The following is a 19,200-nucleotide window of genomic DNA, read 5'->3' on the forward strand; positions in this document are numbered from 1 at the left end:
CCTCGTCGGTTCTCTCGTGTCTGACCATCAGGTGCTCCAGATCATGTAGGCGTCGCCGTACTCATCGGCGCTGGCCATCGCGGTGTCGAGCCAGCCCGGCCAGGCGCGCATCGGCAGGCGGCGTGGGGTGTGCAGGACGGCCTGTACGGCCGCCTCGCGATGTTTCCGGGCGTCGACGACGGCCTGGGCGGCCTGGAGCCGGCGACTGGCGTCCTCGGCGCTCTGGGTGACACGCTGGGCGTGTTCTCGGGAGCGGCGGCGGCGGATCGCGGCACGTGCGACCGCCTCCGCTTCCGCGAGCGTGCGCATCACGACACCTCAAGCCCGCGCGCCCTCATTGCGTCGACGACGACGGGCCGGTACACCGCCCGGTCGCGGCGCAGTCCGAGCATGACGGCCAGCAGGGCGCGCAGATCGGGGTCGAGGCGCTGGGTGTGCTCCCAGAACTCAGGCGCCTCCTCGGGCTCGTCGCACAGCCAGGGTCGGTCGTGCATCAGGTTCGCGATGCCGTCGACCGCGCGGGCGGCGCGGCGGGCGTCGGTGTGCTCGGCGTCGATCGCGATGTCGACCAGCCGCCGCGTCGCCGAGGTGGGTTCGGGGTAGGCGCCGGGGCCGGACGGCGGGTACGAGCCGTAGCGCATCCAGTTCGCTACGAAGTCATCACCGTCGACAGGGTGACGCCGCAGGCCGAGGGCGTCCAGGATGCCGTCACGGTTCAGGCGGTTGTCGTCGCTCATCGGGTGCCGTCCTCCATCCCGAGCAGTAGGCGCCGCTCGTCAGGGCTCAGCGCGCTCTCACCGGCGGAGCGCAGCAGGGCAGCGATCTTCGCCGACCCGGCGGGCGACAGGCCGAGTTCGTCGCGGCCGCGGGCGGCGACCCGCTCACTGGCGGCGAGCATCACCAGCAGGCTGGTGCGCGGCGTGCCGCGGTTGTTGATGATCCCGTGCTGGGCGAGGTGCCGATGGATCAGCTCGGCGCGGGCTTCAGCGCGTGCCCAGGTGCGGAGCGACCAGGCGAACCGGTCCAGGGCGAGCACCGGCGAGGCGGTGATCACCTGGTCGGCGTACTCGGCGGCCAGGGCGTCGATGACAGCGTCGGAGTATGCGCCGTGAGTCACGGCGGCCGCGTTCCCGGGCGCGTAGGGCGCGTTCATCGGATCGGCCGGTTCATCGCCAGGACCAGATCGAGCCGGTTGACGCGCAGTTCCCGCGGGCCGACCCGATGCGCGGGCAGGATGCCGGACTTGATCCAGCGGCGGATCGTGGAGTGGTGCCGGTGGGCCTCCTCGGCGCACTCGACGATGTTTAGTTCGTCCCGGGTGGTGGGCATGGGCGTGCCTGATCCTCTCCGGCACGTCACCCACCCGGCGTCCCGGGGGATATCACTCGGGACGGTACCAGCGGCCCGCCGATCGCACCAGAGCGCGGATGCGCAGATGCGCGCATTAACTCCAGGCAGGCCGCAGGCGCCGCCCTCCCGCAGGATCATCGGCTAGACGGCGCCCTCGGGTCTCGGCGGCTTCCTGACGGCGCACAGCGGCCGCCATGCGCAGATGTGCCGAGGAGCGCCTGGGTTTCCGTGAAACGGGCTCAGCGACCCCGACGGAGGCAGACCGCGGCGATGTTCAGGTCACGGTTCAGCCTCCGCTAGAAGGGGCGTGCGTTACTGGGCAGGCTGAAGAATGCGAGATGCACGGTCGCCACGCGCTTGCGGAACGTATCCAGATCGGCGGCGGTCATCTCCTCTCCGCCGTACACGGCGGTCCCTGCCTGGCGATCGAGCCGGACGGCGAGCCGCCCGGCCCTCCACTCCGGGTCGTCGGCCGTTTGAAAATCAGCCATCGGGCTGTGCAGCAGGCGGTTGCGTTCCTTGCGCAGTTCACCAACCGAGCCGAGCCAGTGCCGGACTTGATCGCGATCGGATGTACTCAACCGCGCCGCCAGATCTTTGCAGGTCTGGTCGAGGTTGCCGTCGCGGATCTTGCGAACCAGCACCTCACGTACGAAATCGTCTTCGATGCCTGCCAGGTGTGCGAAGAGCGATTCGAGCAGCCAGGAGATGCGCGACCAAGCCACGACGACGCCTCCGATGCGCTCTGCGAGGGCGTCCATCTGAGGAGTGCTGAAGTAATCGTCGGCGGGGCGTGGGTCGGTCATAGCGTCACGGTAGGTGCGCGCATCCGCTCGCGCGCTATGCCACCCCGGGTGATCCGGTTCTCAGTCCTGGGAGGGCCCGGGCAATGGGCGCCCGCGCGTACTGGACTCACCTGTCGGGGTTAAGTTGGGCATGAGTGGGCTGGGAGTTCGGTAGATCGGCCACGGGCAACCGGAGCGAAGCGGAGGGCGGCAGTCGGCGCGAACAGCGCCACGCGCGCTTGCGCGCGTTCTTCACTCGGTGAGGCGACGCGCGTGCTGGAGAGTGGCTGATTGGCCCACGTGTGTACGTACGTAGGTACTTAACCGTGTCGGAACTCATTTCCGGGGTGGACCACAGAACTCACTGCCGGGGTATCCCGGAACTCACTTCCGGGGTCTAGCGGCTCTGACCCCGGAACTCACTTCCGGGGTGGGGGAGTGACCGTGAGACTGTAGACGACCGGGTAGCCCACCGGCTTGTCGACGACGGTGATGAGGTCGAGGCCGATGAGGATCAGCAGGGCGTCACGTACGCCGCGATCAGTGCACCCGACCTCAGCGGCAATCTGGGGTTGCGACCAGTTGGAGGTGCCGTTCCTCTCGACGTGATCCCACAGGCACAGCAGGACAGCGCGCGTGACGGGGCTCAGGTTGTAGCGCTGTGCAACGGTGCGACGAACCCAGGCGGGAGTCGGAATGCTGGGACGGGCCGACTGTCGTTTCATCGCGTCGCCCTGACGCAAGATAGGGCGCTGTCGCCAGGGCGGTGTAGCCTAACCCCAGGAAGCATTGGTTTGCGATTCCGACATGTCAGTCCCCCTGGTTGCCGCCGGGGGGCTGAGTCGTTTCTAGGCGGTGGCACCGCGACGGCCTGCCTCGAGATCGCGGCGACGCGGTGTCGCCCGGGTGACGGTGGGGACCCTCTGGGCGAGGGCGTCAAGGTCCTCCCGTCGGACCAGCAGCAGTCGGCGGCCGAACCGGTACGCGGGCAGGTCGCCGTCGGCGATGCGGCGGCGGATAGTTTTGACGCTGACCTTGCGGTCGGCGGCCGCATCAACAAGACTCAGCCACTCATCGGCGGGCGATCGGTGTCCAGATATGCTCACCTACTCAACAGTGAGCACTAACCGAAGTTAACTTCAAGCCCGGCGCCCGAGATTGTCACCCGGCGCGGCTGTTCACCCGATCCGCGAGGGCGGCGGCGAGAGCGGCATCCTCGCCGACGGGGTGCGAGTAGCGGCCGATCATCGACGACGTGTTCTGCCCCAGGCGAGCCAACTGTGCCGCGGGGGAGGCGCCGACCTCGTGGAGCCAGGACGCGTGGAAGTGCCGGAGCGAGTGTAGGGACACGTCGGGGCGGCCCGCCTTCTCGCGTGCAGGCTTCAGGACTTTCTGCACCGACGGCTGGCGGAGGTGTCCGCCTGTCGTGTTCGCGAACACCAGTGCGTCGGGGTTGATCGCGACGAACTCGGCGAGGTGTGCGACGACGGCCGTGTACAAGCCCTCCACGGGCGGCAGGGTGACGGTGCGCACGCCGCTGGAGGTCTTGGGCGGGCCGACGTGCGGGCCGGTCTCGGTCCAGGTGACGCCCTTGTCGACGTTGAGGGTGATCGCGGTGACGGCGCCCGCCTTCTTGGTGACGGTGATGTCGGCGCGGGTGAGCGCGGTCAGTTCGCCGATGCGGAGCCCGGACCAGGCCGCCATCAGGAAGAGGGCGCGGTACTTGTGCGGCAGGTTCGCGACGATGACGTCCAGTTCGCCGATCGTGGGCGGGGTGACCTTCTTGCCGGTGCGGGTGGTGGCGCCGTGCTCGATCGTGGCGGGGTTCTCCGGGATCATCTTGTGCACGGTGGCGGTCGCGAGGATCGAGCGCAGGAGGGCGTACGCGTGGCCGGTCGTGGTGAGGTGACCGGTGCGCAGTTGCGCCGCGCGCCACTCGTCGACGGTGGCGCGGTCGATGCTGGCTAGGGGGAGCGGACCGAGAGGGCCGAGGGGACCGGCGACCAGGCGGCGGTACTCGGATGCCGTGCGAGGGCGGAGCGGGTGCCCGTGCTTGTTGAAGCGGCCACTGATCCAGGTCTCGGCGTACGTCGCGAACGTGACGTTGCGGCGGCTCCGGTCCTTCGCGGCGACGGCCCGGTCGGCGGCGGACTGCCAGTCGCCCAGGGCGATCTTGGCGTGCTCGGCGCGGAGCCAGGCGCGGGCGTCGGTCTTGGTGCTGAAGGTGAGCGCGCGGGTGACCCCGTCGGCGTCGGGCTCGGTGCGGGCGGTGTGCCGGGCGCCGTCGGGGCCGACGTAGGACGCCTGCCAGCGCTTCGACGCCAGTTGCCGGACCTTGCCCCAGGATTCCCGTCGTGTCGCCATCGTGTTCGTGCCCCCTACGTGCCCTTGCGGTTGTCACCCTGTGTCCATCTGTGACCACTTACAAGTCTATCGTGATCGACTGTGGAGCCCCTGAAATACTGGAGTTAACGCCTATTAGGACGGTTCCCGGGCAGGCGGTCTCTGGGGTTGCTCGGAAGGGTGGTTGACTGGTTCAAATCCTGTCATCCCGACCAGCTGAAGGGACCGGCGAGAGCGCCGGTCCCTTCTTCGTCTGCGCGATGGCGCAAGGCAGCAAGGGATGTCGGTAGCTCCGTCTACGCTCGCCGCATGGCGAAGCAGCGAATCTACAGCGATGAGCAGCTTCGCGACGCCGTGGCTCGATCGAACTCGTGGCGCGGAGCCTTGCGCGCGCTCGGGCTCGTCGCCACATCGGCGGGTGCCATGCGATCGGTTCGTGCGCGTGCCGACCGCCTCGGCATCGCCTATGAACACTTCTCGACCCCTCGGGGATACAGCGACGACCGGCTTCGCTCAGCCGTGGCGGCCGCCAATGATTGGGACGGTGTCGCCGAGGAACTGCATTTGGAAGGCGCCTCTGCGCTTGTGACCGCGCGAGGTCACGCTTCACGGCTCCGTTTCGACGCGACGCACCTGAGCAACGCGCCTCCTGCCGAGGAGCAAGAGGCGACGCCGCGCCTGGTCAACCTCGCTCGTGCTGGATCGCTCCTCGCAGCGGGTTGGTACACCATGTGCGGCTGGGAGGTTTCATGGCCCCTCGAGCCATGTCGGTATGACCTCATTGCCTCGGGCGCCGCGGGAATACGCCGCGTACAGGTCAAGACGACCACCACGCGCGAGGGCCAGTCGTGGAAAGTGTATCTGTCGTCCGCCGGCCATGACCGAAGAACCTATGGCGCTGACGAGGTCGACGACTTCTTCGTCATCGATGGGGCGTTGCACTATTACTTGATCCCTCTCATCGATGTCGGCGGGCTTCATGCGATACATCTCTCCGCATATGAGAGATATCGTCTCAACACTCACGCTGACGAGTAGGTGGCCACATCATCCCTGGGTGGCCCGGAGGAAGGCGAGCACCGCGAGCACTCGACGGTCCGAGCGCTCCTCCGATTCGACGAGGAGTTCGAGCCGGAGGAAGATCTGGCGGACGTGCGACTCCACGGTGCGGACGGTGATCGACAAGCGGTGCGCGATCGCGGCGTTCGTGTGCCCCTCCGCGACGAGAGCGAGCACCTCGAGTTCGCGCGGACTGAGGCCGCTCAATGCGGCGCTGGGCCGCCGATGATCGACGAGCGCGCGAACGACTGCAGGATCGACCACGCATTCGCCCGCTGCCACGCGCTCGAGTGCGTCCACGAGCACGGTCCCCGTTGCGAGGTGGTCCTTGAGCAGATAGCCGGCGTGGCCCGGTGCCTCCCCGAGAAGCCGGACGGCGTACTCGGCGTCGAGGTACTGAGACAGCACGAGGATGCCGAGCGTCGGCATCTCCTGGCGAAGCAGGCCCGCGGCCTCGAGCCCCTCGGTCGTGCGAGTCGGAGGCATCCGGATGTCCATCACGACGGCGTCGGGGAGCGACAGGCGAACCTCCCGGAGGACCGTGCGGTAATCGTCCGCCGTCCCGACCACGTCATGTCCGGCCGAGGCCAGGAGGCGCACGAGTCCCTCCTTCACGAGAAGGGAGTCATCGGCCACGACGATCCTCACGGCTGATCACCCGTCGGCAGCCGGGCCGTGAGCACCGTGCCGCGGCCATCGATGCTGTGGACGCCGAACGATCCGCCGAGCGCCTCGATGCGATCCTGCAGCCCGCGCAGGCCCGTGCCGGCCTCAGGATCCGCACCGCCCCGACCATCGTCGCTCACGGTCGCAATGAGGCGCCCGTCTGCCGCGGTCACGGTCACGTCGGCATGGGATGCTGCGGCATGGCGCGCGATGTTCGTGAGGGCCTCCGCGCAGAAGAAGTACACGGCTGCCTCGACGCTGGCCGCATACCGATCGGCTGGCGCGTCGACGGTGACGTCGACCGGACAGCGCCCCGCGAGAAGCGCGAGGGCACCACCGAGCCCGCTCGCGGAGAGCTCCTGCGGGCTGAGTCCGTGGGCGAGCTCGAGAAGCGAGCTGCGCGCGGCATCCACCTCCCCGATCGCCTGCTCGATCGCGATAGAGACGTCAGCGGAACCGCTCGACTGCTCGACGAGGTCGAGCTGGGCACGGACATCGTCCAGCTTCTCGCCGATCGTCACGTCGAGCTCGCGAGCGAACCGGCTCCGGACGGCGTCCGATGCCTCGACGAGCGTCCGCCGCGCCGCGTCCACCTCGACCATCCGTGCACGCACCTCGGCGTCGAGACGCGCATTCGCCACTGCCAGCCGCACAACTGCCCGCACCCCGTCCACCAGCCGCGGGTCCTCGGCCGCGGCATTCCGGTCGTGGACGATGATCGCGACGGCGACGCCGTCCTCCTCGATCGGCGTCGTCCTGAGACTCGCGGGGAGATGTTCCGGGTCGACGGGGTCGCCGTGTCCGTCGCGGAAAGCGGACGACCTGGGATCCCATACGGCCAGGCGCGCCGTCGGGTCGCCGAGCGCTCGCCGCAGCTCTGCGTCCAGGGCGGTCGGCTCGCGCGCGTCGCCCGCGCGCGCAACGAGAAGGGCGAGGGTGTCGTCGGTCCAGGCGCCGCGCAGGAGGTCGGCGAGAAGCACGCCGACGAGGGAGGCGATCGCGACGTCGTACGTGATCGCGAGCGCGAGATCGGCCTGCCAGTGCAGGAACTGGTTCGCGGCGCTCGCAACGAGGACCGTCGCGAACCCGAGCGCCGCCCAGAGCGCAGGAAGCGCGGCGCGACGTGCCGGACCCGTCGTGTGCAGGTACTGATCGATGGCAGCTCCCGCGACGACAAAGGCGATCACGAGGAGGAACCACCGTCCGACGTCGGACGGGACGACGCCCTCGACCGCTGCACCAGCCCACGCGACGGCGACCGCATACCGCGCGGCACTTCTCCGCAACCGCCCGTCGGGATGCCCGAGATGAAGGTGAGCGAGCGCGCCCCGGTGCAGATAGAGCGCCGGAGGCCAGAAGCTTCCGAGGAACCAGACCGCGGCGGTGACGAGCATGAGCGCGCCGTCACGGGATGCTGGCCGGCGAGCCCAGGCGATCGCGCCGAAGATCCCGAGCACGACTCCCGTGGCGATGTCGAGGATGAGCAGGATCGTTGCGGCGGTCATGCGGGCCGTCCGATCAGGGCGTCGATCGCGTCCCCGGACAGCTCCGCTTTCGGGATGAAGCCGGCCGCACCGCTGGCCGCGACGCGATCCTCCAGGAGATCGACGTCGTAGGTGGACGTCAGGACGACCCGGAGGCCGGCCTGATCCCGCAGCAGCCTGGCGCACACGTCGAAGCCATCCGTCGTGGGGAGCACGATGTCGAGCAGGACGACGTCGGGCTCGAGGCGTGTCGCCAATGCGACGGCGGAGTCTCCGTCCGCGGACTCGCCGACGACGACGAACCCCTCGGCCTCGAGGAGGATCCGCGCGCTCCGGCGGAAGCCGGCGTGGTCGTCCACGATGAGGAGCCGTCGTCGTGGCGTCATGCTCAGTCCGTCCGGACCCACGGCGTCGGGACGGTCCCGAACGATACGGCATAGCCCGACGGCTTGCCGTTCCCGGCGTTCGTCGCGCAGTCGGAGCAGCCTTCGAAAGTGATGTTGTCGAACCGCAGCTCACCGTCCGCATACGTGTAGTCGGCGAGGATGGCGAAGCCCTTCGAGATCCGGATCCGCCCGTCGAGCGTCGTGTACGTGAAGTGCTCGGGCGACGTGTCGACGCAGCCGAAGCCGTCGATGCCGAGCATCGTCAGGCTGCCGTCATCGAAGACCAGCTCGAACGGATAGCCGGCGAAGCACTTCTTGAGAGCGGGGTCGAGGTCGTAGCGGTCGATGTCTTCGAGCGTGACGGTGCGCGTGTAGGTGCCGTTCGGGATGCCGCCTGCCGCATCGGCAGCGGGATCGTCGGCGGGCGGGCAGCTCAGGGGTGGCGCCGGGAGCGCGGCGGTTCCCTTCAGTTCTTCGAGCCGCGCCGACCACAGGGCTCCGCGGGCATCGGTGCGCACGGACTCCGACACCGGCTCAACCGCCGTGGTCAGTGCGGCGAGCTCTTGCTCCGTCACGGTATCGAGCACCATGCCGGACGCGCAGACGCCGCGCATCGAGTCCTCTTGGGAGTCCTTGAGAACCTGGGTCGATTGACTCAAGACCTGCGCGGCAGCTCCCGTGAGCGCATCCCGCTGCAACTCCGTCAGGCTCTCGAGGAGCTCGGGACGCGCCACGGGCACGGTCGGGCCTTGCCATACGGGTGCATTCGCCGTGACATGGGTGTACTCGTCGACGAGCGGGAGTCCCCAGACCGCCTCGGCCGTGGCCAGCACTCCGTCGAATCCGCGCATGGACTCGCCGTCGTTCGGCGCCCCCACCGTGACGATCGCACCCAGACTTTCCAGAGTCGCCTCGCCCATCGCGGAGGGGACGATGCCGAACCGTTGCCCCTCGAAATCTGCGGGAGCGGCGAGACGCCGATTCCCGACGAAATGGGCGATCGGGATCGGCAGGGCTCCGAGGCCGGTCAGCCCGATCTCCGCCAGTCCCTTGACCATCTCCGCGACCATGGGATCGGCGAGCACACGCTCTTGGAGCGCGAGGCTGTCGACGACGAACGGCGTGAGAAGCGGATCGAATCCGTTGTATCCAAGCTCCGAGAAGGCCCTCGCGCGCACGGGACCGAGGTCGATCACACCCTCGCGCACGTCCTTCGCGATCGTCGCCTCGCGATGCGTGTCTCCCTCGGCATAGTCGTTCTGGAACTCGATCTTCAGCGTTCCGTCGCTCAGTTCGGCTACCTTGTCGGCCCAGATCGTCTCGACCTTGTTGTGGTTCCCGTCGCCCGGATTCGCGTAGCTCAGTGTGCGCACCTCCGTGCCCGCGGAGCCCCCCGCACGATCGGCGCCGCCCGCCGTGCACGCCGCCAGGGCCAGGGTCAGGACGGCCGCACCTGCAATCGTCGACAGCAGTCTCTTCATCGGTCCCACCTCCGGATCTCATCGGACGCGGTCGAGGCTAGGCGGGTGTCCGACGAGATCCATCCGTGCCCACACTGACGCATGAAGGGCTCCGCGCGGAAGAATCATCGTGTGCTCCGCAGGGTGCTTCTCCTCGCGGGCGGCGGCCTCGCCGCTGCCCTCGCGGTGATCGCGGTGCTCCGATCGGGTGGGCTCACGGTCGTGCCCGTCGACGCTGTCGGGGTGACGATCCTCGTCGGGGCCGGTGGAGCAGCGGTGCTCGTCGGCGTCCTGCTGCCGGCTTCGGGTGATGCCGGGCGGGTCGGGTCGCTGCTCGCAGCGAGCGGCATGTTCTGGTTTCTCGGCGTCTGCGCGACTCCGGGCGCTCCGAACTCCTTCGTGTTCACGATCGGTTTGGTCGCGGCATCCGGATCCGCCGTCGTCATCGCCCATCTCGCCTTCGTGGCGCCCGCGGGCGGTGCCCGCATCGGTCTTCTCGCCCGAGCGACGGTTGTGGCCGGGTACCTCGCGGTGTTCGCGCTCGCAGGTGTCGCACCGGTCCTCTTCGCCGATCCTCGCCTGCACGGCTGCGCCGAGTGCCCCTCGAACCCGCTCCTGGTCCGTGACGATCCGTCGCTGGCCGGGGTCCTGGCGACCGTCGGCGCGTGGGTTGCGGTCGGCTGGTCGGTCCTTGCAAGCGCGGTCGTCATCTCGCGGATCGTCGGCGCGATCCGGCGCGGAGGGCGGGTGTCGGCGCTCGTGTCGGCGTTCGCGCTGGTGTTCCTCCTGGCTGCCGCGAGGCCGTTCCTCACCGATGTCGGCTTGGGAGCCGCCCTCGCCGGCGGAGCCGGGCGGACAACCTTCTGGGCGCTCTCAGGGGGCGCGCTCGCCGCGATGGCACTGACTCTCGCCCTTGCCCGGATGACCGCTCGACGGAGGGTGCGCGCGCTCGCACGTCTTCTGCTCGGCCCTGGGCCGGTGGAGCCGCCAGGCATGACGGCGTCGCTGCGGACGGCGCTTGGCGATCCCACGCTTCGGATCAGCTACCCGACGAGTGACGGCGGCTACGTCACGGACGAGGGTGAGTCCGTGGATGCCGCGCTCGGCGAGCCGCTGTCGTCGACGCCCCTTCGCTTCGGCAGCGTCGAGTCGGCGCTGATCCTGCATCGTCCGGCGTTGTTCGACCTCCCCGGATTGCGGGAGGACGTCGGCTCGACCGCGCGACTCGGTCTTGCGCACGAAAGACTCCTGGCGATCCGCCGCGCGCAGCTGCGCGCCCTGGAGGCGTCGCGCGACCGCCTCGAGGACGCGGCTGACGCCGAGCGTCGGCGGCTCGCGCGCGATCTGCACGACGGCGCCCAGCAGCAGCTCGTCGGTCTCGCTCTCCTGCTGCGCTTCGCGCGCAGCAGAGTCGATGAGCTGGGCGCGTCCGAGGCCTCGGCCGAGCACGTGACGCTCGCGCAGAACGGCGTCGATGCCGCGATCGAGACGTTGCGCTCGCTCACCCGGGGACTTCACACAGACGAGGCATCGCAGACGAAGATCCAGAGCTGACCACGGAGCCGGCGTGGTGTCCGCTGTAGGGCGTGTGAACGACGCTGATGGCGCGTAAGCGTGAGGGTAGGCCCGCAGCCGGCGCGGCGCATCCCCCGTGGCCGTGCCGGCTGCAGGCGGTCAGGTGAGCCTTGCGACGCCGTGCTCATCGGCACGCCGTTCTCATCGGCACGCCGGTGGAGATCTGCGTCGGTCAGCTCGAGGCTCGCGATCTCCGCGAGATAGAGGACGCGGCGTCCCGCCTCGAGCTGGCCGCCCACGCTTGGGGCTCGTCCGCGATCGTTGTGTGGATGTGCGGGACGCCCTCGATCACGCGACCGGCCGCGTCATCCCACCGCTTCATTCCGATTCCTCCACGCAGCCGCAGCTGTGTCGCACGACCAGTTCGTTTGCCAGCGCGTGATGGACGATGCCGGCGGGGTTGTCGATGATGTGAGCCACCGCTTGAGCCCCCATCGCGCCGATCGGCTGCGCGATCGACGTCAGCGGCGGCACGGCGTAGGCGCCGGCGATCGTGCCGTCGATCGAGACCACGCCGACGTCGTCAGGCACGGAGAGGCCCGCGCTGTCGAGCCCGCGAATGAGACCGAGTGCCTGGATGTCGGAGGAGACGAGGAATGCCGAGGTGCCCGCTTCGCGGGCGAGCACCGCGAGGGCCGCGTCGAATCCGCCTTCGAAGCTGAAAGGCGCGCGCTCGGATACCGACGACTCGAGTTCCGCCTCCTGCAGAGCACGCCGCCAACCGTCGTGGCGGGCATCGGAGACGCCGTGATCGGGGCCGCCGATGAATGCGATCTCGCGGAACCCGTGTCCGACGAGGTGGCGGGTGCCGAGATAGGCGCCGCGCTCGTTGTCGGCACGGATCGTCGAGACCGGCGCCTCGTCCGGGGAGCGGTCTAGGGCGACGACGGGGATCGAGAGGTCCGTCACGTCGGTGAGGTCCTGGTCGCTTGTCGCGGAAACGAGGATGAGCCCGTCGATGCGACGCTCGGCGAGGCTCGCGATGTATGTGCGTTCGCGTTGAAGGTCGTCGGCGCTGCTGCACACCATGACGGCGTAGCCGCGTTCGAAGGCGGCGTCTTCGATGGCGCGCGCCAGCTCTGCGAAGAAGGGGTTGGAGGCGTCGGGGACCACGAGGCCGATCGTCTTCGTGCGGCCCACCCGGAGCGAGCGGGCCAGTCCGTCCGGGCGATAGCCGAGCGTCTTCACGGCGTCGAGGACTCTCGTCCGCGCGGCGTTGGACACGGGCCGCGGACCGTCGTTCAGGACGTAGGAGACGACCGCCGGCGACACCCCCGCACGACGTGCGACATCATTACGTGTGACCGCCACGATCTTCCTCTCGCCGAAGAGCGGAGGCGGCCGTACGTCCACCCCCGCTCTGTTCGATCACTTGTCGCGGTCGAGGACCTTCGCGAGCGACTCGGCCGTCGGCGCGTAGGGGTGCGTCGGCACGTCGAAGTACGACTGCGTGCTGTCGTTCAGGGGGATGCCCAGACGCTCGAAGAGGTACTTGCGGGCGATCTTGTCCTGCTCGGACTCCTGGATCGCGTACTTCAGGACACCGTCGATGATGTCTTGCGGCACGACGATCGCGCCGTCGCCGTCGGCGACGATGAGGTCGCCGGGACGGATGAGCTGGCCGCCGATCTCGACGGGGACGCTGTGCCCGCCCCACTCGACCCGGCCCTGGTACATCGGCTGGACGACCCAGCGCGACCACACCGGGATGTGCTTGGACTCGAGCGTCTCGTCGGTGTCGCGCGCGCCGCCGTTGGTCAGCACGCCCTTCGCGCCGAGCGCGGCCCAGATCATCGAGTCCATCGACCCGACAGCGGGGGTGGCGGTGTTGCACGTGTCGATGACGAGGAACGTCGTGTCGTCGATGAGGTCGGCCATGTCGTTGGCGAAGACCTGTCCGTACCAGTACTCGTACGCCCACGTCGTGTACTCATCGGGCGACATCGTCGGGACGACCTGCTGCGTCGGGATGTGACGCATCGTGTGCGCGAACCCGGCCGCCTTCTGCCGCCACAAGGGACGGATCTCGGGCGAGACGGTGCCGAAATGGTGGTGGCCCATCCAGTCCATGCCGTCGCGGATGTCGGTGACGCGGAGGTGGGAGACCGTCTCGAGGATCTCGCGCTTGCGCTCGGGGGTGAGGGTGCTCTGCCCGGTGGCGGGCGCCTGGGGCTCGTTGATGAGCGTCATGATGTGTGACCTTTCATTTCTTGTGAGGTGGGGTGGTGACCGCGCCGGTCGACGCGGGCGTTTCGTGCGGGAAGGTGGGTGCTATCGCCCCCCTTCCGGTCGATCGCCGCTGACCGGGCGGATGCCGTGAGCGGCTGTCTCCATCTCGGCGAGCTGTGCGACGCGTCGCCGGAAGTCGGGGTCGGTGCTGAACTCGGCGTCGAGGTAGGCCGTGACGACGTCTTCGGCGATCTTCTTGCCGACGACCCAGGCGCCGAGGCATGCGACGTTGACGTCATCGTGTTCGACGCCCTGCCGCGCGACGTAGGTGTCATGGATGACGGCCGCGCGGATGCCGGGCACCTTGTTCGCCGCGATCGCGGCGCCGACGCCGGTTCCGCAGACGAGGATGCCGCGCTCGGCCTCACCGCTCGTGACGAGTCCCGTCACACGCTGCGTCATGAGCGGGAAGTCGACGGGGCTGTCGTCCTGCGTGCCGACGTCGATGACCTCGTGTCCGAGTCCCGCCAGGAGCTCGGCGACGAAGGGCTTCAGGGCGAAGCCGGCGTGGTCGTTGGAGAGTGCGATCCGCATGGCGGTCATCCCTTCAGTCCGGAAGTGGCGATGCCTTCGACCAGGAGCTTCTGGAAGGCGATGAAGATCCCGAGCACGGGCAGGAGCGAGACGACCGACATTGCGAACAGCGACCCGAACGCGGAGCTCGCCGTCGCGTCGATGAACGAGCGCAGCGCCAAGGGGACGGTGTACAGCTCGGTGTCGGTGAGGTAGATCAGCGGCGTGAAGAAGTCGTTCCAGCTGTAGATGAAGGTGAAGATCGCGGTGGTGGCGAGCGCCGGCTTCGACAGCGGAAGGATGATGCGCAGGAAGATCCGCACGTGTCCGCAGCCGTCGATCCGTGCGGCTTCGTCGAGCTGCCGGGGGATGGCGCGGAAGAACTGGACGAGCAGGAAGATGAAGAACGCGTCGGTCGCGAGGATCTTGGGAACGAAGAACGGCAGGTAGGTGTTCAGCCAGTCGAACTGGCGGAAGAGGATGTACTGCGGGATGAGGATCACGTGGTGCGGGAGCATCAGCGTGCCGAGCATGATCGCGAACCACACCTTCTTGAAGCGGAACTCGATCCGCGCGAAGGCGTAGGCGGTGATCGAGCACGCGATCAGGTTGCCGACGACGCACAGCGTCGCAACCAGGAGAGAGTTGAAGAGGAACCGGATGAACGGGACTCCTGCGATGCCCTCCCACCCCTCGGTGTAGCCGTCGAGCGTGAAGTACTGCCCAGGCCAGATGCCGGGATCGGAGATCTGGCTGTCGTCACGGAACGACGCGCCGATCATCCAGGCGAGCGGGTAGAACATCACGGATGCCATCGCGATGAGCATCAGGTGGCGGTAGAACTGCCGCTTGTTGATCGGCGCGTCCGGGCCGCCACGCCGGCGGGACCGCTTCTTCGAGACCGCCAGGGTCTCCTGCAGGGGCGGGGTTGAGGTGAGGGTCGACATCATTCGTCTCCGTAGAACACGACGCGGCGGCTGAGCCAGAACAGGAGCGCGGCGACGGCGGCACTCACGACGAGCAGCACCCAGCCGAGCGCGGACGCGTAGCCCATGTCGAAGTCGACGAAGCCGCGCTGGTAGAGGTAGAGCGTGTAGAACAGCGTCGAGTCGGCCGGGCCGCCCGTCCCGTTGCTCACGATGTAGGCGGAGTTGAACGCCTGGAACGCGGCCACGATGTTCATCAGCACGTTGAAGAAGATGATCGGGCTCAGCATCGGAAGCGTCACCGAGACGAACTTCCGCCAGATGCCGGCGCCGTCCATCGTCGCGGCCTCGTAGAGCTCGGTGGGAACCTGCCGGAGCCCGGCCAGGTAGATGATCATCGCGGCACCGAACTGCCAGACGTTGAGCAGGATGAGCGTGCTCAGTGCGGTGGTCGGGGTTCCGATCCACGAGTAGTCGGTGTCGATCCCGAAGATCGACAGGAAGTTGTTCAGCAGTCCGTCCGCCGAGAAGATGAACCGCCACAGGATCGCGATCGCCACGCTGCCGCCGATGAGCGAGGGCACGTAGAAGATCGCCCGGTAGATCGTGAGGCCACGGATGCCGCGGTTGAGGATCGTCGCGAGGAAGAGGGCGAAGATCTGCACGAGCGGCACGGATACGAGCAGGTACGTGAAGGTCACACGCAGCGCCGACCAGAATCGGGGGTCGCTCCTGAACATCCGCTGGTAGTTCTTCAGACCGATCCACTCGGGGTCGCCGAGGATGGAGTAGTCCGTGAACGAGAGGTACAGCGAGACGAGGACGGGGCCTCCGATGATCAGGACGAACCCGATCAGCCAGGGGGTCATGAATGCATATCCGGCGAGGTTCTCGCGGCGCAGGCGCGAATTGCGCTTGCCGCGGGGAAGCAGGATGCGTGCCGTCGCTTCCGCCGGTGTAGTCGTCGTTGTCATCGGAGGCTCCGGTCGTCTCAGTCGAGGGCGCTCTCGGCGGATGTGAAGAACTCGTCGACCGCGGCATCCACGCTGATCTCGCCGAATGCTGCGGACTGGTACAGGCGGAGCAATTCGGTGGTGAGCGTGCCGAGTCCCTCGGGGTACGTGGTCGTCGTCAGGTCGCCGGCGTCGGTGAGGCCCCGCAGCGTCGTGATGTTCCGCTTGACGCCTTGGGGCGTGCTCGCGTCGTCGAGCAGGGCGTCCTGGGCCTTCGTGTTCGTCACGATGCCGTTGTCGGACTGGAAGGCCAACGCGGCGTCGGTGTCGTTGGCGAAGAAGTCGGTATAGGCGGCGGCGGTCGGAACGTTGTCGCAGCTCTCGGGGATCGCGATGCCGTTCGATCCGAGCACGTTGGCCGACTTGTCGGATTCGCTGGGCATCGAGACGGACTTGACCGCCGAAGGATGCCCGTTGCCGGCGAGGGCCTGCTCCATGATGTACAGGTGCGGGATGTCGCGCGTGCCGGTGACCGCCTTGCCCAGCGCGATCGGCGTGAGCTCGAGCGTGCCGTTCTGGTCGGGAATCGATGCGGCGGGAACCGCGACGCCGTCGTCGGCGAGATCGATCCAGTACTGGAAGTACTCCTTCAGCAGATCTTTGTCGAAGGCGAGGCCGTCTTTGTCGAACATCTTCTGTCCGTGGCCGATCACCCATGAGGTGAGGGTGAACATCTGCCCGCCCTCGTTCTCACTGGCGTAGACGCCGTCCGGCAGCCCGCTCTGCAGGTCGTGCAGCCAATCCGCCCAGTCCTCCCAGCTCATGTCGTCGGTCGGAGCATCGACGCCGGCGGCCTTCACAAGCTCTTCGTTGTAGGCCTCGAGGCGGACGAATGTGCCGGTCGGGATCATGTACTGCTTCCCGTCGATCTGGCCTGCGGCCATGACGTCCTCGGGGATGTCCGACGTGTCGATCTGTCCCGACTTGATGAGGTCGTCGAGCGGGCGCAGCACTCCCTTGTCGGCGTACGGTGCGAAGAACGTGCTCTGCATGCCGGTGGTGCATGCGAGGTCGTCGCCCGCTGCGCGCACGGTGAGGCGTTCGACGTACGCGAGGTACTCCGCCACCTCCGGCTTCACCGTCACCCCTGAGTTCGCGTCCTCGAACTGGCCGATGACGGTGTTCACCTTGTCAGCGCGGGTGGGGCTGCCCCAGAACGAATAGGCGATGTCGCCTTCGATCGCCCCGGTCGGGGCGGTCTGAGCGCCTCCTCCGGAGCAGGAGGCGAGTGCGATGGCGCCGATCGCGAGCGCGCTCAGTGCGCCGATGGCGCGGAGTTTCTTGGACATGGGGTCCTCTCTTCGTTGAGTTCGAGGGTGTTGGTGGTGTTTCGGGAGGGTCAGCCGATGAGGTCGCCGGCCGATTCGGGCTGCCGGGATTGAGCTCCTCGGCCGAGTACGGATAGGGCGGCGGCGGAGGATGCGTCCTCCATCGCCGTTCTCACATCGGCGTCTCGAGCGAGTCGGGCGGCGAAGGTGCCGACGTAGACGTCTCCTGCGCCGGTCGTGTCGATGACGTTGTCGACGTGGCGCGCGGGTACCGAGATGGCCTGGGTGTCGGGGGCGGCATAGATCGATCCGTCGCCGCCCAGCGTCACGATGCAGGCTGTGCCGATGGCCTCGACCACGTCGTGGGCGAGACGATCGAGCGCTACGCCTTCGCCGACCAGCGCCCGGGCTTCGGACTCGTTGACGATGATGACGGCGGCGGCGGCCAAGGCATCGTCGGCCAGCGCCGTGTACGGAGCGAGGTTCAGGACGACGGATGCGCCGGCCTCGGTCGCAAGGCGGACGATCCGTTCGACGGCCGGGGCCGGGATCTCGCACTGCACGACGACGATGTCCCCGTGCCGCACCCTCTTGATGGCGGGGAGGATCGCCTCATCGGAGAAGAGCCTTCCCGCACCTGATGCCACGACGATCTGGTTGCCGCCGTCGTCGTCGACGATGACGACGGCGAGTCCCGTCGGTTCGCCGGACCGGTGGCCGACGAAGGTCGTGTCGATTCCGTTCGCGGCGAGATTGTCGACGATGCGTTCGGCCCACTCGTCGTCGCCGACAAGCCCCACGAACGTGACGTGGCCCCCGGCGCGCGCAGCAGCGATCGCCTGGTTCGCGCCCTTGCCGCCGAAGCCGTGAGCGATGGCGCCGGCGAGGACGGTCTCGCCTGGGCTCGGCAGCACGCCGACGGACAGCATCAGATCGTGGTGGGCGGACCCGAAAACGAAGACCGTGCGGGGGGCGGCTCCATCGACTGTCATGCTGTCTCTCCGTCATTCAACTCGTGTAGACCTATTATCTACACGTGTTGACTCACCGTGCAACCCCTAATTCGAAGGAATCTCCGGCGCCGGAAAATTCGGGTTGCGGACTGGGCGCCTAGGATCAGCGCATGGCCGTGACGCGCAATGATGTGGCGCGCGCCGCCGGAGTTTCGAGCGCGGTCGTGTCATACGTCCTCAATGACGGGCCCAGGCCGGTTTCGGCCGCAGCCCGCCAGCGGGTGCTCGAAGCGATCGATCAGCTCGGCTATCGGCGCGACATCGTCGCGCGATCGATGCGCACCCGGACCACGGATTCGATCGGGCTCGTCCTTCCCGATATCCGCATCCCCTACTTCGCGGTCATGACCCAGCGCATCACGGAGGTTGCGCGAAAGAGTGGGCTCAGCGTCGTGGTGGCGACCTCGAACGGCAGTGTCGCGATCGAGCGGGAGCATCTGGCCGAGCTCGCCGGTCGCCGCGTCGACGGTGTCATCCTCATGAGTGTCGAACCCTTGCAGGAGCTGTCCTGGGCGGGTGCGTTCGGTATGCCCGTGCTCGTCGTCGATCGTCCGATCGTCGCGGTGGAGAGCTCTGCCGCTGCGACCGAGCATCTCGTCTCCCACGGGGCCACCCGGCTCGCGCGGATCGCGGGGCACGAGGGCAGCTCGGTCACGGAGCGCCGCGATCTGGGTTGGTTCCGCGTCATCGAATCCCACGGGTTGAGCAAGGTCGCCGAGATCGTGCGGGCGGGTTATTCGCAGGACGAGGGGTACGCAGCCGCGCGACAGCTCTTGGACCGTGATGATCCCCCGCGGGGCGTCGTGGTGGACGGCCCCCTCCATGCTTCCGCTTTCCTCCGTGCCGCCGCCGACCTGGGCGTCCGCATCCCCGACGATGTCCTCGTGATCGGAAACGAGATCGGGGACGATGCGAGGTTCAGCGTTCCGCGGATCTCCTCGGTCGATTCGCCGATCGACGCGATCGCTGCCGAATCGGTGGACCGGCTGAAGGCGGCCTCGCCAGAGGACGGCCTGCTCAGCCTCGGCGGGAGCGTGTTCACGCTGCATGAACGCGAGTCCTGCGGGCATCCCGCCGGCGACTGAGGTGCGCCTCTGATCGAGACGGCTGCGGTGGGATGAGGAATCGCG

22 protein-coding genes are annotated in these 19,200 nt (G+C 68.1%); 3 read left to right on the forward strand and 19 right to left on the reverse strand.

The features are described 5' to 3' along the window. Positions 1 to 27: 27 nt before the first annotated feature. From ACH3VR_RS21435 to ACH3VR_RS21470, 8 genes are all read right to left on the reverse strand, one after another. Positions 28 to 309 (reverse strand): hypothetical protein, encoded by a 282-nt coding sequence (locus ACH3VR_RS21435; protein ID WP_397558370.1) that lies wholly within the window; start codon positions 307 to 309, stop codon positions 28 to 30. After that, positions 309 to 737 (reverse strand): hypothetical protein, encoded by a 429-nt coding sequence (locus ACH3VR_RS21440; RefSeq protein ID WP_397558371.1) that lies wholly within the window; start codon positions 735 to 737, stop codon positions 309 to 311. Before ACH3VR_RS21440 ends, ACH3VR_RS21435 begins: the two co-directional genes overlap by 1 nt. Further along, the gene (locus ACH3VR_RS21445; protein WP_397558372.1) at positions 734 to 1,117 is read right to left on the reverse strand and encodes a hypothetical protein; all 384 of its coding nucleotides are present in this window, start codon (positions 1,115 to 1,117) and stop codon (positions 734 to 736) included. The genes ACH3VR_RS21440 and ACH3VR_RS21445 overlap by 4 nt, the downstream gene beginning before the upstream one ends. 32 nt (positions 1,118 to 1,149) lie before the next feature. Next, positions 1,150 to 1,329 carry a helix-turn-helix domain-containing protein gene (locus ACH3VR_RS21450; RefSeq protein ID WP_397558373.1) on the reverse strand — a complete coding sequence of 60 codons (180 nt, stop codon included), beginning with the start codon at positions 1,327 to 1,329 and terminating at the stop codon, positions 1,150 to 1,152. A 317-nt stretch (positions 1,330 to 1,646) separates the two neighbouring features. Next, entirely contained in the window at positions 1,647 to 2,156 is a 510-nt protein-coding gene (locus ACH3VR_RS21455) for a hypothetical protein (RefSeq protein WP_397558374.1), read from the reverse strand. Positions 2,157 to 2,554: 398 nt separating this feature from the next. After that, positions 2,555 to 2,860, reverse strand: a complete 306-nt coding sequence (locus tag ACH3VR_RS21460; RefSeq protein WP_397558375.1) for a helix-turn-helix domain-containing protein — start codon at positions 2,858 to 2,860, stop codon at positions 2,555 to 2,557. 123 nt (positions 2,861 to 2,983) lie between these two features. Further along, a complete protein-coding gene (locus ACH3VR_RS21465) occupies positions 2,984 to 3,241 on the reverse strand; it encodes a helix-turn-helix domain-containing protein (protein ID WP_397558376.1) in 258 nt (85 codons plus the stop codon). A 55-nt stretch (positions 3,242 to 3,296) separates the two neighbouring features. Further along, complete coding sequence (locus ACH3VR_RS21470; protein ID WP_397558377.1) at positions 3,297 to 4,499, reverse strand: tyrosine-type recombinase/integrase; 1,203 nt, start codon at positions 4,497 to 4,499, stop codon at positions 3,297 to 3,299. Positions 4,500 to 4,787: 288 nt separating this feature from the next. On the opposite strand from ACH3VR_RS21470, the gene ACH3VR_RS21475 reads away from it, so the two are divergent. After that, positions 4,788 to 5,516, forward strand: coding sequence for a group I intron-associated PD-(D/E)XK endonuclease (locus ACH3VR_RS21475; RefSeq protein WP_397558378.1), 729 nt, complete (start codon positions 4,788 to 4,790; stop codon positions 5,514 to 5,516). 9 nt (positions 5,517 to 5,525) lie between these two features. Here ACH3VR_RS21475 and ACH3VR_RS21480 read toward each other — a convergent pair whose 3' ends face one another. Genes ACH3VR_RS21480 through ACH3VR_RS21495 form a run of 4 tightly spaced genes read right to left on the reverse strand, consistent with a single transcriptional unit; the run spans position 5,526 to position 9,554 of the window. After that, entirely contained in the window at positions 5,526 to 6,173 is a 648-nt protein-coding gene (locus tag ACH3VR_RS21480) for a response regulator (protein ID WP_397558379.1), read from the reverse strand. An 8-nt stretch (positions 6,174 to 6,181) separates the two neighbouring features. Beyond that, entirely contained in the window at positions 6,182 to 7,708 is a 1,527-nt protein-coding gene (locus tag ACH3VR_RS21485; protein ID WP_397558380.1) for a sensor histidine kinase, read from the reverse strand. Continuing rightward, positions 7,705 to 8,073, reverse strand: a complete 369-nt coding sequence (locus tag ACH3VR_RS21490) for a response regulator (RefSeq protein ID WP_397558381.1) — start codon at positions 8,071 to 8,073, stop codon at positions 7,705 to 7,707. Before ACH3VR_RS21490 ends, ACH3VR_RS21485 begins: the two co-directional genes overlap by 4 nt. 2 nt (positions 8,074 to 8,075) lie before the next feature. Continuing rightward, positions 8,076 to 9,554 (reverse strand): TRAP transporter substrate-binding protein, encoded by a 1,479-nt coding sequence (locus tag ACH3VR_RS21495; RefSeq protein ID WP_397558382.1) that lies wholly within the window; start codon positions 9,552 to 9,554, stop codon positions 8,076 to 8,078. Positions 9,555 to 9,665: 111 nt separating this feature from the next. Between ACH3VR_RS21495 and ACH3VR_RS21500 the strand changes: the two genes are divergently transcribed. Beyond that, positions 9,666 to 11,087 (forward strand): histidine kinase, encoded by a 1,422-nt coding sequence (locus tag ACH3VR_RS21500; RefSeq protein WP_397558383.1) that lies wholly within the window; start codon positions 9,666 to 9,668, stop codon positions 11,085 to 11,087. Positions 11,088 to 11,426: 339 nt separating this feature from the next. Here ACH3VR_RS21500 and ACH3VR_RS21505 read toward each other — a convergent pair whose 3' ends face one another. The 7 genes from ACH3VR_RS21505 to ACH3VR_RS21535 all read right to left on the reverse strand — a co-directional run bounded on the left by ACH3VR_RS21505 (position 11,427) and on the right by ACH3VR_RS21535 (position 18,049). Next, positions 11,427 to 12,419, reverse strand: a complete 993-nt coding sequence (locus ACH3VR_RS21505) for a LacI family DNA-binding transcriptional regulator (RefSeq protein WP_397558384.1) — start codon at positions 12,417 to 12,419, stop codon at positions 11,427 to 11,429. Positions 12,420 to 12,476: 57 nt separating this feature from the next. Next, entirely contained in the window at positions 12,477 to 13,298 is an 822-nt protein-coding gene (locus tag ACH3VR_RS21510; protein ID WP_397558385.1) for an RraA family protein, read from the reverse strand. An 81-nt stretch (positions 13,299 to 13,379) separates the two neighbouring features. Beyond that, positions 13,380 to 13,871: an RpiB/LacA/LacB family sugar-phosphate isomerase gene (locus ACH3VR_RS21515; protein WP_397558386.1), complete on the reverse strand. Its 492-nt coding sequence runs from the start codon at positions 13,869 to 13,871 to the stop codon at positions 13,380 to 13,382. Positions 13,872 to 13,876: 5 nt separating this feature from the next. Further along, a complete protein-coding gene (locus ACH3VR_RS21520; protein ID WP_397558387.1) occupies positions 13,877 to 14,797 on the reverse strand; it encodes a carbohydrate ABC transporter permease in 921 nt (306 codons plus the stop codon). Beyond that, positions 14,797 to 15,750 (reverse strand): carbohydrate ABC transporter permease, encoded by a 954-nt coding sequence (locus tag ACH3VR_RS21525; protein ID WP_397558388.1) that lies wholly within the window; start codon positions 15,748 to 15,750, stop codon positions 14,797 to 14,799. Before ACH3VR_RS21525 ends, ACH3VR_RS21520 begins: the two co-directional genes overlap by 1 nt. Positions 15,751 to 15,767: 17 nt before the next feature. Further along, positions 15,768 to 17,078, reverse strand: a complete 1,311-nt coding sequence (locus ACH3VR_RS21530; RefSeq protein ID WP_397558389.1) for an ABC transporter substrate-binding protein — start codon at positions 17,076 to 17,078, stop codon at positions 15,768 to 15,770. A gap of 50 nt (positions 17,079 to 17,128) precedes the next feature. Then, positions 17,129 to 18,049 carry a ribokinase gene (locus tag ACH3VR_RS21535; RefSeq protein ID WP_397558390.1) on the reverse strand — a complete coding sequence of 307 codons (921 nt, stop codon included), beginning with the start codon at positions 18,047 to 18,049 and terminating at the stop codon, positions 17,129 to 17,131. Between the two features lie 131 nt (positions 18,050 to 18,180). On the opposite strand from ACH3VR_RS21535, the gene ACH3VR_RS21540 reads away from it, so the two are divergent. Continuing rightward, positions 18,181 to 19,155, forward strand: coding sequence for a LacI family DNA-binding transcriptional regulator (locus ACH3VR_RS21540; RefSeq protein ID WP_397558391.1), 975 nt, complete (start codon positions 18,181 to 18,183; stop codon positions 19,153 to 19,155). The last annotated feature ends 45 nt before the right edge of the window (positions 19,156 to 19,200 follow it).

This window comes from Microbacterium alkaliflavum, from assembly GCF_044325405.1.
Classification (GTDB): domain Bacteria; phylum Actinomycetota; class Actinomycetes; order Actinomycetales; family Microbacteriaceae; genus Microbacterium; species Microbacterium alkaliflavum.